Source organism: Arthrobacter sp. 05T444 (assembly GCF_056395905.1).
The window spans coordinates 1-13,047 of record NZ_JBFTKK010000022.1 but is presented as its reverse complement, the minus strand read 5'-3'; the positions used below and the strand labels follow the sequence as shown (position 1 = coordinate 13,047).

Below are 13,047 nucleotides of genomic sequence, written 5' to 3'. Positions count from 1 at the left end.
ATTGAAGTCTAGGTCCCGGCGGCCCGGCGGGAAACGGCCGGCCGGGGAACGGTTCGCAGGGTAAAGCTCCGCGGCGGGATGGCCGGAAGGCCCGCCTAGCGGCCGGTCTTCGGGGCGAAGACCCTGGCAATCAGGCGCGCGCCGAGGTTCAGGAGCATCACCAGGATGATGAGCACCAGGGCGGCGCCCCAGGCCCGCTGCGAGGAGGGGTCCGGGTTGGACGGCGAGGTGGGGTTCAGGATCTGCGTATAGATGAACGTGGGCAGGGAGGCCATCCAGCCGCCGAACACGTTGTTGTTGATGCTGGTGGCGAATCCTGCAGTCACCAGGATGGGGGCGGTCTCGCCGATCACGCGGGCGATCGCCAGGGTGACGCCGGATGCGATGCCGGAAATCGCCGTCGGGATGACCACCTTGAGGATGGTCCGCCATTTGCGGACGCCGAGGGCGTAGGCGGCCTCGCGGAGCTCGTTGGGGACGATCTTGAGCATTTCCTCGCTGGAGCGGACCACCACGGGGATCATCAGCACGGAAAGCGCGACGGCGGCGACGGCACCGGTTTTGGTGCCGGGGCCTACCACGGCGAAGAAGAAGGCGGCGGCAAAGAGCCCTGCCACGATCGAAGGGATGCCGGTCATGACGTCTACGAAGAAGGTGATGGCGCGGGCCACGGAACGGTCGTTGCCGTACTCCACGAGGTAGATGGCGGTGAGGAGGCCCACCGGCACGGAAATGACCGTGGCCAGCAGGGTGATCTGCACCGTGCCGAGCAGCGCGTGGTAGATGCCGCCAAGGACGGGTGCGCCGCCCTCCACGGCCTTGTTGTCATAGACACCGGTGACGCCGTTCATCGACGTGCCGAGGAATCCGGGGGTGATGATGCCCGGGATGCCGTTGACCAGGACGGTCCAGATGACGGAGATGAGCGGGAGCAGCGCGATCAGGAAGGAGCCCACCACGAGGCATGTGGCGAGTTTGTCCTTGGCCTTGCGGGAGCCTTCCACGGCCGCGCTCCAGCCCACCAGACCAGCGGCGAAGAGGATGGCGGAGACGATGCCCCAGCCGAAGGCGTTGAAGCCGATCAGCGCGAGGATGGCCGCCCCGAGGACCAGCGCTACGGCCAGGACGGCGTACGGGGCGAATTTTGGCAACTGGCCCTTGGTGAGTGCGGACCGCTTGCGGGCCGGGGTCAGGGTGGAGGTCATTTAGTTTGCTCCCGAGAATTCTTTGTGCCGGGTGATGATCCAGCGGGCAACCATGTTCACGCCCAGGGTGATCACGAACAGGACCAGCCCGGCGGCGATCAGGGTGGCGACTTTCAGGCCTCCCGCTTCGGGGAAGTTCAGCGCGATCTCGGCGGCGATGGTCTGGTTGCCGGACTGGATCAGGCTGGCGGTGAGAGCACCGGAGGAGAGCACCAGCGCAACGGCCATGGTCTCGCCGAGGGCGCGTCCGAGGCCCAGCATAACCGCGCTGATGATGCCGGGGCGGGCGAAGGGCAGGACTGCCATCTTGATCATTTCCCAGCGCGTGGCGCCCAAAGCAAGGGCGGCCTCTTCGTGCAGTTTGGGGGTTTGCAGGAAGATCTCGCGGGTCAGCGACGTGATGATGGGCAGGACCATGACGGACAGCACGATTCCCGCCGTCAGGATGGTCTTGCCTGTGGAGGAAGCCGGTCCGTGGAAGATGGGCAGCCAGCCGAGGTTTTTCGCGAGCCAGTCGTAGGCAGGCGCGATTTCCTTGGCCAGGAAGGCGGCACCCCATGCGCCGTAGATGACCGACGGAATGGCGGCCAGGAGGTCCACCACATAGCCAAGTCCCGAGGCCAGTCTGCGCGGGGCATAGTGCGAGATAAAGAGCGCGACGCCGATGGCCACGGGGGTGGCGATGACCAGGGCGATGATGGCGGCGATAAGGGTGCCCACGACGATCGGCCAGATATAGGCGAAGAACCCCTGGCCGCCCTGGATGTCCTCCGCAGGGGCAGTGAACGCCGGGATGGCCTGGATGACGAGGAACAGCGCAACGCCAAACAGCACGGCGAGGATCAGGCACCCTGCTGCCAAGGCGGCCCCTGAGAAGACTTTATCCCCGGCACGTCCTGCGCCCTGGGGGTTGGTCAGGGAGGTGGTGGTCATACCTGGCCCTTCGGTGTTGATGTTGCGGGAGTGCGGAACTTTTCGAAGCTGCGGATTACACGGCTAAGTTCCCCGCCCTGCCTTGCGGCGGGGCGGGGAACTCGGCCGTTTGGGTCAAACCTTACGACTTGACCTTGATGGACTCGACCGACTTGACGGCCTTTTCGGCCAGGGTGGAGGACAGCGGAGCCGACTTGGCGGACTCGGCAGCGGCCTTCTGGCCCTCTTCGGAGAGTACGTACTTCTCGAAGGCCTTGACCAGATCGACGGTTTCCTGCTTGGCGTAGGTGCTGCAGAGAATGTGGTACGACACCAGGACTACCGGGTAGGCGCCGGATTCCGTGGTGGTGCGGTCCAGCTTGATGGCACCGTCGTTGGCCCCGCGGCCCTCGACAGCCTTGCCGAGGTCCACAGCCTTGGAGGCGGCTTCCGGGGAGATCTTGACGAACTCGGAGCCGACCTTCATCTCGGCGGTGCCCAGCTTGCCGCCGACAGCGGAGTCATCGGCGTAGGTGACAGCGCCGGGGGTGTCGGTGACGGTCTTGACGACGCCGGAGGTGCCCTTGGCGTTCTCGCCCTTCAGCGAAGCGGGCCACACGCCGTCAGCCTTGTCTTTCCAGACGTCGGGAGCCGCAGCGGAGAGGTACTCGGTGAAGTTCTTGGTGGTGCCGGAGTCGTCAGAGCGGCTGACCGGGGTGACCTTGAGGTCCGGAAGCTTGGCGTCCGGGTTCATGGCGGCGATTGCCGGGTCATTCCACTTGGCGATCTCGCCGCGGAAGATCTTGGCCGCGGTGGAGGCATCCAGCTTCAGGTCCGTAACATCCGGCACGTTGAAGGCGATGGCGATCGGCGAGATGTAGACGGGGACCTCGATGGCGCCGTCCGGGCCGCACTGGTCCTTGGCCTTGGTGAGTTCCTCGTCCTTAAGGTAGGCATCGGAACCGGCGAACTGCGCCGAGCCGTCAATGATGGCCTTGCGGCCTGCGCCGGAACCGTCCGGGGAGTACTGCACGGTGGCGCCCTGGTTTGCGGTGGCGAAGTTGGTCTTCCAGACGTCCATGGCCGCGCCCTGCGCGGAGGAGCCGATGCCGGTCAGGGTGCCGGTGACCTTGGTGCCGGCAGCGGACTGGGTGCCTGCCGGGGAATTCGTGGCGTTGTCTGAACCGCAGGCTGTGAGCGCGAGTGCGCCAGCGGCGATGACAGCGATTGCCGCGTGGCGGCCGAAGCGGAGTGCCTTCACTTGGGTGTACCCCTTCCAGGGTTTCTGATGCGATCCGAACCGGAGACGTTCGGATTGGGAGCTGCGTACGTTGTGTACCTTCATTGAAGTTAGGGGTCCCAGGTAACGAGTATTGGGGTCCAAGGTGAACGGAGGATTAACGACGGCGGCATATTGGCTTACACATGCAGGGTCCCCATTGCGCTGGACGCGCCTCAGTCGTAGTGGGTCGGGCGTCGCATTGCGCCACGGCTAAATTTGGGAAGGGGTTTTGTGATGCAGGGCAGGTACAGCAGTGGCGTGCCGGCCCGGAGCGTGGGCCCGGGCTCAGTGTTCCGGCTTGTCGCGGGCGTCCTTCTGGTGCTGCTGGAGCTTCTCTTCTGAATCCCGGCGCCGCTGGCCCACGGTGCGCGTTTGGTGCGTGGACGGTGCGCTGTGATCGTCATGGCGTTCGGCGGGTGCCTTCTTTTCCTCGCCGTCAGGACCGGCCTGATCAGTGCCTGGCCGTTCAGTGCTGGGCTGATCCGCAGTGGGGTTTTCCGGCCTGGGTTCTGTGTTTTCGCTCATGGTTGCATGCTCCCACTGTGCTCGTGCCGGTGAAAGATGCAGCTCTGGTGATCAGCAGCCTTCCCTGCAGAGAACGGGTGCAGGCGTGGCCGCCGCGTGGCACGATGTGCGTTATGGAGACCCCCGGAGACCTGGACGCCCATCGCCTGGCCGGCGGGCCGCCGTCGGACGCGGACATTGATCTGTACCGCAGGCTCAGCGCCGACATCGCGGCCGGCGTGGCCGTCGTTTCCACGTCCCTGCGGAACCGCGATTACGCAGCCACGGTGAGCGCCTTCCTCTCCGTCTCCTACGATCCGCCGACCCTGCTGGTCAGCCTCTATGCGGAGTCCCGGATCGGCGAGGCGGTGGCGGAGGCGGGAACGTGGGCACTGAGCCTGCTGTCCGGCAAGCATCAGGGCGCCGCGAACTGGCTGGCCAGTCCCGGGATTCCGCTACAGGGGATGCTCGCCCAGGTTCCCTACCGCCGGGGTCCCGCCACCGGATCGGCGATCCTCAACGGAGCGCTCGCCTACTTCGAACTGCGGACTGTTGCGACCCATCCGGCCGCCACGCACCTGCTCGTTGTGGGCGAGGTCCTGGCCATGGGCAGTGATGCTGCAGCGGCCGAGGCCGTGGATCCGCTCATCCATTTCGGCTCCCAGTACCACCGCCTGGCACCCTAAACGCATGCGACCTGACCACGGCGCAGCCGGGCGACGAGGGTGGCGGCGAGCAGCGCCGTCGTAATCTCCAGGGCGATGACACCCAGCGAAGCCGAGGGGGCTGCGGCAGTTTCCGCAAAGGCCTCGGTTCCGGCGATGCCGGCGGCTCCGACGGCCGCCGCCGTTCCGTGGCTGTGGCTGGCCGGTCCCGCGGCGAGGAGCGGGACAGCGTGGAGGAGCGCCATCGCCAGGGCGGAGGCCATGACGCGGTGGAGTGTGCCGACGCGGACGTGTCGCCAGATGTGCACCGAACACGGCAGGCATACGGCAACCATGGCCAGCATCGAGAGGTTCAGCCACAGCGCATGGTGGTTGCCGGCGACCAGCCACAGGTGGAGGAGGCAGGAGCCGGCCGTCACGGCGGCGCACATCCGCGAGTGGAGGAGGCAGGAGCCGGCCGTCACGGCGGCGCACATCCGCGAGTGGAGCCTGGGCCCGGCTGCCCGGCCCCATGCCTGAATCGGTGTCATGAGCTAGCTGCTAACCATGGCAGTGGCCGCCGGCTGCCTGGGCTGAAGCGGGAACGTCCAGGACCGGGCTGCGGTCGAAGAAGCCCTCCGGCCGCAGCTTGAACCCCACCGTATCCACGGGCATGATCGGCCAGTCTTCGGGCCGCGGGAAATGGGTAAGTCCGAAGGTGTGCCAGACAACAATGTCCTGGCCGTCGATGTCCCGATCCTGGGCAATGTAGGCGGGCAGGCCCGCTCCTCCGGCATGCTGGTTCACGAAGTCGCCGGTGGGGTACCGCTCGTCTTCCGCGAAGCGGGTCACCCACAGGTCCTTCGTGGCAAATGCCGCACGCTTGGCGATGGAGGAGTCGCGATCAGCCAGGAGGGTCGGCTGAGCCTCGGTGTGGAGCTTGTAGCCCACGGGCTCCCCCAGGCGGTTCCTTGAGCCCGGGTTGGAAATGACCCAGGTCCGGCCGCTGCGGGCGTCAGCTTCACGGGCGGCTTCGGACTCCCGGGCCAGCAGGGTCCGCCTCCGCGAGAAGGCGTTGCCCCGCTCGTTGCCCTCCCCGATGGCCTGACGGACTACATCCTCTTCTTCCACCCTGTTGGTGAACCCGTCGATTGCCATGTCCAGCCGGGCGCTGAAAAGGTGCTGGTGGAAGGGGGCGCCCAGGCCCGGCGCCAGCTGCGAGATATTGTCCGAGCCGCCCTCCGGGTACGCGCTCGTGAAAACGACGCCGGTGGCCTTGGCCTCGAACTCGATGGTGCCGTCGAGGTAGAGGTACCAGTAGAAGCCGTAATCGTAGTTGCCGATGGTGGTGAAGAAGGAAATGACCAGTCGGCGGTTCCGGCGGGTGTAGTTGATGCCTGACCAAAGGTCGCTGTGCTTGGCCAGGATGCCCCAGTCCTCCTCGTGCATGCAGATGCCGTTTCGGATTTCGCGCGGGTTGCCGAACGCGTCGCTGATCACGGGGCTGAGGTAGGTGATGTCGCCGAGGCAGTCACAGCCCAGTTCGAGCGAATTGGCGTACTGGCCCACCAGGTATTCACCGGTGTCGAAGTAGTTCTGCCAGGACCGGATGGGCGACGGGTCGCCGTAGGGAACCACCATCTCGGCAATGGATGCGCGGTTGATGATGGGCCGCTTGCGGTCGCCATCCTGGAACGCAATGTTGTGCAGCACCACGCCCTCGCGGACATCGAAGCCGACATCGACGCTCCACTTTTCCCACTCAACATGGTTTCCGCCCGCGACGGTAAAGCTGGGTCCCTCCGGCTGCGTGATGCTGATGGGTTTCTGGGACGTGCGAAGCGGTCCGGTGAGCTCCGGGTCGGTGAAGTTGCCGTGCTCTGCCGGAACGGGGACCACTCCGGTGTCCAGCACCTGCGTCACGGTTTTGCTGACGACGTCCACGTAGGCAACCAGTCCGTCAACGGGGTGCGCCCAGGCGCTGTCCTCCGGAAACTCCTGCACGAAAGCCAGGCCGCGGAGGATGCGGCGTCCTTTTTCATCGGGGTACTCGAAGACGCCTGCGGAGAGCGGCGCGACGCGGACCTTGGCGACGTCAAGGCCCCTGGCCGCAAGCGCGGCCAGCCAGCGCTCGTCAGATGCCAGCAGTTCCTCAACGACTTCAAACTCCTCTTCCAGGACGGGCAGTTCGCCCGTGGCGGCGGTGTCGAGTTCGACGGCGGCGGTCACCGTGCCGCTCGTGGCGGAGACCGTGACATCCAGGGGTCGTCCGCCGGACACATCATGGATGAAGACGCGGAAGCGCCGGTCCTGGGTATCCGGAGCCGCGCCCCGGGCCGGATCCAGCGGGCCGAGGTACGCTATGCGCTTCTCCGGACCAAGAAGTCCCCCGGCGCGGAGGATGCCCTGGACGTCGGTGATTTCAGTGCCCGTTGCCAGGCGGTACTGGGTGGCTGTGTCAGCTGGTGCGAGTGTCATGAGCGACCTTTGTCCGGGACCGTGGTTCGGTCGGGATTTTTATTTTCTATAGTTGTAGAGAATAACCGTCCGTAAGATGGCTCACAATAGCCAGATGCCACATATTTCCGGGGAGCGGCAGCGTGCCAAAGATTGTTGACCATGATGAACGGCGTCTGGAGCTGGTGGATGCGACCTGGCGGATCATCGCCCGGCTGGGCATTGAAGGCGCCACCATGAGGGAGATCGCACTCGAGGCCGGGTTCGCGAACGGCGCCCTGAAACCGTACTTCCCCACCAAGGACACCCTGCTGACGTTCGCCTTCGGCCACGTCTTCAACCGGACCAATGAACGCATCGGGGAAGTGACCGCAGGCAAGACCGGCATCCCGGCGCTGCGGGCCTTCTGTGTTGAGGTGCTGCCACTGGACTCCGAACGCGTCAGTGAAGCGCGGATTGTCATTCCCTTTTGGCAAAAAGCCATCAACGATCCGGAAAAGGCCGCCATCCACCGGGAGTCCATGGAGCAGTGGCACGCGGCGATTCTGGAGTACCTGGCGCAGGCGCGGGAGTACGGAACCGTCAGTGCCGCCGTCGACGACGCGGCGGTGGCCGGCCACCTCCTGAACATGCTGCTGGGCGCGCAGATCGCCGCCGCCCTGGCCCCCGAAGGGCAGGTAGATCCGGGGTTGAGCGAACAGCTGGAGGCGTTCCTGACTCTCCTGGAGGCGAAGAACTGATCTTTTTTCGACATGCGTCGAAAAAAGATGACACGGCGGAATTTCGGCGCTAACCTGAAATGACTGTGTTCCAGGACACAGTCTGGGGACCGAAATTCAGGTGGCCGTCCGTCGTCAGGAACATCCAATGTCTGCAACAACAGTCCGCCCGGTGGGCCAGGACCTCACCTCCAACGTGGCCGCGTCGTTTGACCACTGGCGACATCTCGTGGCGCAGTCCTTCGTGCCGCTGACCGCGGAGACGGACCGCCCCGACTCCTTCCGCGGCCGCATGCGGTCCAGGGTTCTGGACCGCATGTGCATCGTGGAGGTGTCGTCCACGTCCCACAGCGTCCACCGCACACCGGCCCTCCTGGCGCAGTCGGACCAGCGCTATTTCAAGCTCAACCTCCAGCTGGAGGGGACCGGCCTCCTCATCCAGGACAACCGCGAGGCCGTGCTGCGCCCCGGGGACCTGGCCATCTACGACACCAACCGGCCCTACACCCTCGCGTTCGAAGAGCAGGCCCGGATGATGGTGGTCATGTTCCCGCACGACTCGCTGTCCCTGCCGCCGGACTACGTGGGGCAGCTTTCCGCGGTCCGCTTGGCCGCCGGGCACGGGCTGACCAGTATTGTGGGACCGTTCATCGCGCAGCTCGCCGGCAATCTCGAGGCGCTCAGCGGCCCCAGCGGTTCCCGGCTGGCCGCCAATACCCTTGACCTCGTGTCAACGATGCTCCATTCGGAACTGGACCTGGCCGCGGACAGCATGAAGCCCCAGATGGTGCTGGCGACATCGGTCCGCGAATACATCGACACGAACCTCGCGGATCCGCAGCTGTCACCGGCCAGCATTGCGGCGGCCCATTTCATTTCGACGCGCCACCTGCACAACGTCTTCCACGAGTCGGGCACAACAGTTGCCAGCTGGATCCGGAGCCGGCGGCTTGAACGGGTTCGCCGCGACCTCAGGGACCCGCTGCATTCCGGAACCTCAGTGGGCGCAGTGGCAGCGCGCTGGGGATTCCTGGACGCAGCGCATTTTAGCCGCACCTTCCGGGACGCCTTCGGCGAATCCCCCAGCGACTGGCGGCGCGGCGCCTGACCCACCGAACTCCCGGCCCGGCGGACGGGGTTCAGCGGTCGGGTCCCGCATACGGGACCCTGCCCAGGCCCTAGATCAGCCCCTGGGCCAGCATGGCATCAGCCACTTTGACGAAGCCTGCAATGTTCGCGCCCAGCACGTAATTGCCGGGTTGTCCGTACTCGTCCGCAGTCGCGGCGCAGCGGTGGTGAATGCCCACCATGATGTCCGTGAGGCGCTGTTCCGTATGGTCGAAGGACCACGAGTCACGGCTCGCGTTCTGCTGCATCTCCAACGCCGACGTGGCCACGCCGCCCGCGTTGGCGGCCTTGCCGGGGCCGAACAGCACGCCAGCATCCTGGAACACCGCCACGGCTTCACGGGTTGAGGGCATGTTGGCACCCTCACCGACGGCGAGCAGCCCGTTGCGGACCAGCCTCGCGGCAGCATCGCCGTCGAGCTCGTTCTGCGTGGCGCACGGCAGTGCGACTGTGGCGTCGACGTCCCACACCGAGCCGGCCTCCACGTAGGAAACGCCGGAACGGCGCAGCACGTAGTCCTTGAGGCGTCCGCGTTCCACTTCCTTGACCTGCCGGAGCAGGCCGACGTCTATTCCCGCCTCATCCACGATGTAGCCGGAGGAATCCGAGCAGGCCACCACTGCGGCGCCCAGTGCCTGCGCTTTCGCGATCACGTTGATCGCCACGTTGCCGGAGCCGGATACCACCACGCGCTGCCCGTCGAAGGACGTTCCCCGGGTCTTGAGCATCTCGCCGGTGAAGATCACCGTGCCGAAACCGGTGGCTTCGGGCCTGACCAGCGAGCCTCCCCAGGAGATGCCCTTGCCCGTCAGGACGCCTGATTCATAGCGGTTGGTGATCCGCTTGTACTGACCGAAGAGATAACCGATTTCGCGGCCGCCGACGCCGATGTCGCCCGCCGGCACGTCGGTGTACTCGCCGATGTGGCGGTACAGCTCGGTCATGAACGACTGGCAGAACCGCATCACTTCGGCATCACTGCGGCCGCGGGGATCGAAATCGGAGCCGCCCTTGCCGCCGCCGATGGGCATGCCGGTGAGGGCGTTCTTGAAGATCTGCTCGAAGCCGAGGAACTTCACGATGCCGAGATAGACGGACGGGTGGAAGCGCAGACCGCCCTTGTAGGGGCCAAGCGCGGAGTTGAACTCCACGCGGAAACCGCGGTTTATCTGTACGCGGCCGGCATCGTCGGTCCACGGCACGCGGAAGATGATCTGCCGCTCGGGCTCGCAGAGCCGTTCCAGGATGGCGGCTTCGAGGAACTCGGGGTGCCGGTCATGGACGGGGCCCAGGCTTTCAAACACCTCGGTCACCGCCTGGTGGAACTCGGCTTCGCCCGGGTTTCTGGCCAGGACGGTATCCCTGATGGCCTCGAGCCGTGCATCCATGGTGATTCCTTACGTCGAACCGCGCGCGGGAAGTCTCCGGCATACGCCGGACCGGCATCCTTTTATTGAAACTTCAACATATCCAATTGTGACTGCGCGGGCCGCGCATGGCCAATCGGTCTTCGACTAGCCTCCGTATTGTGACATCTAATTTCCATGAAACGAAAACAATGGCCTGGTGTTGCGGCCCGGCGGGGGACTTCTGATGGCCCATATTTGCCTGCTTCTCTCCGGGGCCGCGCTCCTGATCAACGGGCTCGCAGCGCTGAAGCTGCTCCCCCGCAGGGACGCCGCCGTGTTCAGCCTGGTCATCGGCAGCATCCAGCTGATCCTGGGCATCACGTACCTGGGGATTACCGGCGGCCGCGGTGGTGACGCCGGCGGAACACCCCTGCTGCTCGGCGCGGCCGGAATGTTCCTCTTCGGCCTGACGTACGTCTATGTGGGGCTGGATTTCCTGCTGGGGCTCGGCTCCAAAGGCCTCGGCTGGTTCTGCGGGATGGTGGGCGCATGCGGCCTCCTGCTCTCCGCGGCCTGGTCCGGGGAGGATCCTCTTCTGGCCGTTCTCTGGCTCTGCTGGACCTACCTGTGGATGCTGTTCTTCCTTCAACTGGCGCTGGGGTTCGAACGCCTCACGCCCCTCATTGGGTGGTCCCTCGTCCTCACCAGCCAGGCGTCAGCCACGGTTCCGGCGTTCATGGGCATCACAGGGCACTGGCCCACCGACCCCGAGGCGGTGATGGGGGCGGCGGCCTTCATCGTGGCGCTTTTGCTGCTGGCTGGCTGCCTCGGGTGGCGCGGGCGCCAGCCATCCGCCCGCGCCGCTGCCGTCCCCGCGGCCGCCCCCGCTCCCCCGTTACGCGGCGGGCTGAGGCTCTAGGATCCGGACCCGCTTCTCCACTCGGACTTCCACCAGCACTCCGGCCAGGAAAATCACGGGAACGGCCACCAGCAGCCCCACGGCTGTTTCGGCGCTTCCGCCGATGAGGGACGTGAAGTTGCTGACCACCAGGTAGAGCACCCAGGCCAGGAGGAGGGACGCGATCCCGGGGGCGAGCAGTGTCTGCCAGTGCTGTCCGGTCACCCGTTCGCGGCGGAAATAGGCGACGACGGCGAGTGAGCACAGCATGTACAGCACCAGCAGCGCTGCCACGGCAAGGCCGCTGAACCACGAGAAAAGGGTCAGGACGGGGTCCATTCCCAGCAGCGCAAACGGCGCGACGAGCAGGGCGGCGACCGCGGTCTGGATCCAGGCCGCGGTGGCCGGGGCGCGGTGCCTGTTGGTCCGGGCCACGACGGCGGGCATCGAGCCGCGGAGCGCCAGCGAGTGAAGGTACCGGTTGATGCCGTTATGGAACGCAATGATGCCGGCCAACAGGGATGTCACCAGCAGGACTCCGGCGGTCACCCCGGCCCATGGCCCGAACATCTCCACGATCGGGCCGATCACGAACGATGTGGCGTCGCCTGACTCCAATGCGGCGCCTGCGGCTTCGGCGACGCGTGACGGACCGTAGAAACTGACCAGCATCCAGGTGATGAAGGAGAAGAAGACGGCGATGATGCCTACGGAGAGATAAGTGGCCCGGGCAACGGTCCGGTGCGGGTCCTTCGCCTCGGCGGAGTAGATGGCCGTGGATTCGAAGCCGAACATGGAGGCCACCGCGAACATAATGGCGACTCCCGGAGCCCCGCTGGCGATGGCTTCCGGTGCGAACGAGGCGCCGATGTTCAGCCCCTCGGGACCGCCGCCGTGGAACAGGACAGAGAATCCGAACATCAACAGGATGGCCACCTCCAGACCCACCAGGACCGCAAGCACGCGGGCACCCAGCTCGATGTTCTTCGATCCCAGGACCTGGACGCCTGCCATGGTGACCAGAGCGAGCAGCCACCATGGAAGCGTCACCCCGGCCGATGCCAGCAGGCCCGAGAACGCGGCACCGTACAGCCCGTACATTGCCGCCTGCACCGTGCTGTAGGCCAGCAGGGCAAGCCACGCCGCCCCGGCACCGACCTTGCGTCCGAACGCTGCCGTGACGTAGGCGTAAAAGGCGCCGTTGGTCTGCACCTTCCGGCTCATGGCCACAAAGCCGACGGCGAAGATCACAATGACAATGCCGACGACGAGGTACGCGCCGGGGGCGCCGGCACCGTTGCCGAGCGCTGCAGCCAGGGGTGCTGCTCCGACGATTCCGGTCAGCGGGGCCTGCGCGGACAGGACAAAGAACAGAATGCCCAGGACTCCGATGCTGCCTGCGCGCAGTGCAGTGGAGTGTTCCTGGCGGGAACCGGGTTCCGCGGTCCGGGATTCGGGATTCGAAATACTCATTGGATCCTTCTTAACGGTCATGAGTGCTGGGATTGTGCTGGGGGAATGTGCTGCAAAACTTGGGATGGGTGCCGGGGCCTGGCAAGGGCTGCACCGTGAAATCCAGCATGGCAGTCGCCTCCGGCTGCGGCTTGTCTTGCAGCGATCAGTTCTTGTTCCTGAGCGCAATCACACCCATATGATCCCGTTCCGTTCGCTCCCGCACAACAGCCCTTCGCGGATAGACAAGACCCGCGGCGTGCGGCGGAGCACGCTTGAAGCAGCGCTGACAGGCCACACCGGCCTGCGGTCCCTGACCTACTCGAAGTGGAGTACCCCATGGAAACCTACGATGCCCTGCTGGCCTCGATCACCCCGGAGTCCGGCGAAACCCGGACCATCCTTGACCCCGCCACCGGAGAAGCAGTCGGTGAGGCGCCGGTCCACAGCGTCCAGGACCTGGAGCAGGCCATAGCCGCCGCATCGGCCGCCCAGCC

The 13,047-nt window shown here is 65.7% G+C and carries 12 protein-coding genes and 1 pseudogene; 5 read left to right on the top strand and 8 right to left on the bottom strand.

Going from position 1 to position 13,047, the window contains the following annotated elements; all coding sequences use genetic code 11:
- Positions 1-95: 95 nt before the first annotated feature.
- From pstA to AC1DD3_RS17960, 4 genes are all read right to left on the bottom strand, one after another.
- Positions 96-1,205: a phosphate ABC transporter permease PstA gene (gene pstA / locus AC1DD3_RS17975; protein WP_230119239.1), complete on the bottom strand. Its 1,110-nt coding sequence runs from the start codon at positions 1,203-1,205 to the stop codon at positions 96-98.
- Positions 1,206-2,138 (bottom strand): phosphate ABC transporter permease subunit PstC, encoded by a 933-nt coding sequence (gene pstC, locus AC1DD3_RS17970; protein WP_230119238.1) that lies wholly within the window; start codon positions 2,136-2,138, stop codon positions 1,206-1,208. It lies immediately after the preceding gene.
- A 121-nt stretch (positions 2,139-2,259) separates the two neighbouring features.
- On the bottom strand, positions 2,260-3,378 hold the full coding sequence (gene pstS, locus AC1DD3_RS17965) for a phosphate ABC transporter substrate-binding protein PstS (protein ID WP_230119237.1): 1,119 nt from the start codon (positions 3,376-3,378) through the stop codon (positions 2,260-2,262).
- 306 nt (positions 3,379-3,684) lie between these two features.
- The gene (locus AC1DD3_RS17960) at positions 3,685-3,924 is read right to left on the bottom strand and encodes a hypothetical protein (RefSeq protein WP_230119236.1); all 240 of its coding nucleotides are present in this window, start codon (positions 3,922-3,924) and stop codon (positions 3,685-3,687) included.
- A 113-nt stretch (positions 3,925-4,037) separates the two neighbouring features.
- On the opposite strand from AC1DD3_RS17960, the gene AC1DD3_RS17955 reads away from it, so the two are divergent.
- Positions 4,038-4,589 (top strand): flavin reductase family protein, encoded by a 552-nt coding sequence (locus AC1DD3_RS17955; protein WP_230119235.1) that lies wholly within the window; start codon positions 4,038-4,040, stop codon positions 4,587-4,589.
- On the opposite strand, the gene AC1DD3_RS17950 is transcribed toward AC1DD3_RS17955, so the two are convergent.
- Positions 4,586-5,098 (bottom strand): hypothetical protein, encoded by a 513-nt coding sequence (locus AC1DD3_RS17950; protein WP_476882200.1) that lies wholly within the window; start codon positions 5,096-5,098, stop codon positions 4,586-4,588. The genes AC1DD3_RS17955 and AC1DD3_RS17950 overlap by 4 nt on opposite strands.
- Before the next feature lie 10 nt (positions 5,099-5,108).
- Positions 5,109-7,025 (bottom strand): primary-amine oxidase, encoded by a 1,917-nt coding sequence (locus AC1DD3_RS17945; RefSeq protein WP_476882199.1) that lies wholly within the window; start codon positions 7,023-7,025, stop codon positions 5,109-5,111.
- 122 nt (positions 7,026-7,147) lie between these two features.
- On the opposite strand from AC1DD3_RS17945, the gene AC1DD3_RS17940 reads away from it, so the two are divergent.
- Both AC1DD3_RS17940 and AC1DD3_RS17935 read left to right on the top strand, forming a co-directional pair.
- Positions 7,148-7,744 (top strand): TetR/AcrR family transcriptional regulator, encoded by a 597-nt coding sequence (locus AC1DD3_RS17940; protein ID WP_230119232.1) that lies wholly within the window; start codon positions 7,148-7,150, stop codon positions 7,742-7,744.
- Between the two features lie 127 nt (positions 7,745-7,871).
- Complete coding sequence (locus AC1DD3_RS17935) at positions 7,872-8,831, top strand: AraC-like ligand-binding domain-containing protein (RefSeq protein ID WP_230119231.1); 960 nt, start codon at positions 7,872-7,874, stop codon at positions 8,829-8,831.
- A gap of 70 nt (positions 8,832-8,901) precedes the next feature.
- Here AC1DD3_RS17935 and gdhA read toward each other — a convergent pair whose 3' ends face one another.
- On the bottom strand, positions 8,902-10,239 hold the full coding sequence (gdhA, locus tag AC1DD3_RS17930) for an NADP-specific glutamate dehydrogenase (protein ID WP_476882198.1): 1,338 nt from the start codon (positions 10,237-10,239) through the stop codon (positions 8,902-8,904).
- Between the two features lie 205 nt (positions 10,240-10,444).
- On the opposite strand from gdhA, the gene AC1DD3_RS17925 reads away from it, so the two are divergent.
- Positions 10,445-11,119, top strand: a complete 675-nt coding sequence (locus AC1DD3_RS17925) for an AmiS/UreI family transporter (protein WP_476882197.1) — start codon at positions 10,445-10,447, stop codon at positions 11,117-11,119.
- Here the strand turns inward: AC1DD3_RS17925 and AC1DD3_RS17920 are convergent.
- Positions 11,096-12,571, bottom strand: a complete 1,476-nt coding sequence (locus AC1DD3_RS17920) for an APC family permease (RefSeq protein WP_476882196.1) — start codon at positions 12,569-12,571, stop codon at positions 11,096-11,098. The two genes, AC1DD3_RS17925 and AC1DD3_RS17920, sit on opposite strands and share 24 nt — an antisense overlap.
- Before the next feature lie 318 nt (positions 12,572-12,889).
- Here AC1DD3_RS17920 and AC1DD3_RS17915 point away from each other — a divergent pair.
- Positions 12,890-13,047 (top strand): annotated as a pseudogene (locus AC1DD3_RS17915) (aldehyde dehydrogenase family protein); the annotation flags it as partial.

Coding starts and splice junctions, on each gene's coding strand:
- pstA (WP_230119239.1), bottom strand. CDS start 1,205: ATGACCTCCACCCTGACCCCGGCCCGCAAGCGGTCCGCACTCACCAAG.
- pstC (WP_230119238.1), bottom strand. CDS start 2,138: ATGACCACCACCTCCCTGACCAACCCCCAGGGCGCAGGACGTGCCGGG.
- AC1DD3_RS17960 (WP_230119236.1), bottom strand. CDS start 3,924: ATGAGCGAAAACACAGAACCCAGGCCGGAAAACCCCACTGCGGATCAG.
- AC1DD3_RS17955 (WP_230119235.1), top strand. CDS start 4,038: ATGGAGACCCCCGGAGACCTGGACGCCCATCGCCTGGCCGGCGGGCCG.
- AC1DD3_RS17950 (WP_476882200.1), bottom strand. CDS start 5,098: ATGACACCGATTCAGGCATGGGGCCGGGCAGCCGGGCCCAGGCTCCAC.
- AC1DD3_RS17945 (WP_476882199.1), bottom strand. CDS start 7,025: ATGACACTCGCACCAGCTGACACAGCCACCCAGTACCGCCTGGCAACG.
- AC1DD3_RS17935 (WP_230119231.1), top strand. CDS start 7,872: ATGTCTGCAACAACAGTCCGCCCGGTGGGCCAGGACCTCACCTCCAAC.
- gdhA (WP_476882198.1), bottom strand. CDS start 10,239: ATGGATGCACGGCTCGAGGCCATCAGGGATACCGTCCTGGCCAGAAAC.
- AC1DD3_RS17925 (WP_476882197.1), top strand. CDS start 10,445: ATGGCCCATATTTGCCTGCTTCTCTCCGGGGCCGCGCTCCTGATCAAC.
- AC1DD3_RS17920 (WP_476882196.1), bottom strand. CDS start 12,571: ATGAGTATTTCGAATCCCGAATCCCGGACCGCGGAACCCGGTTCCCGC.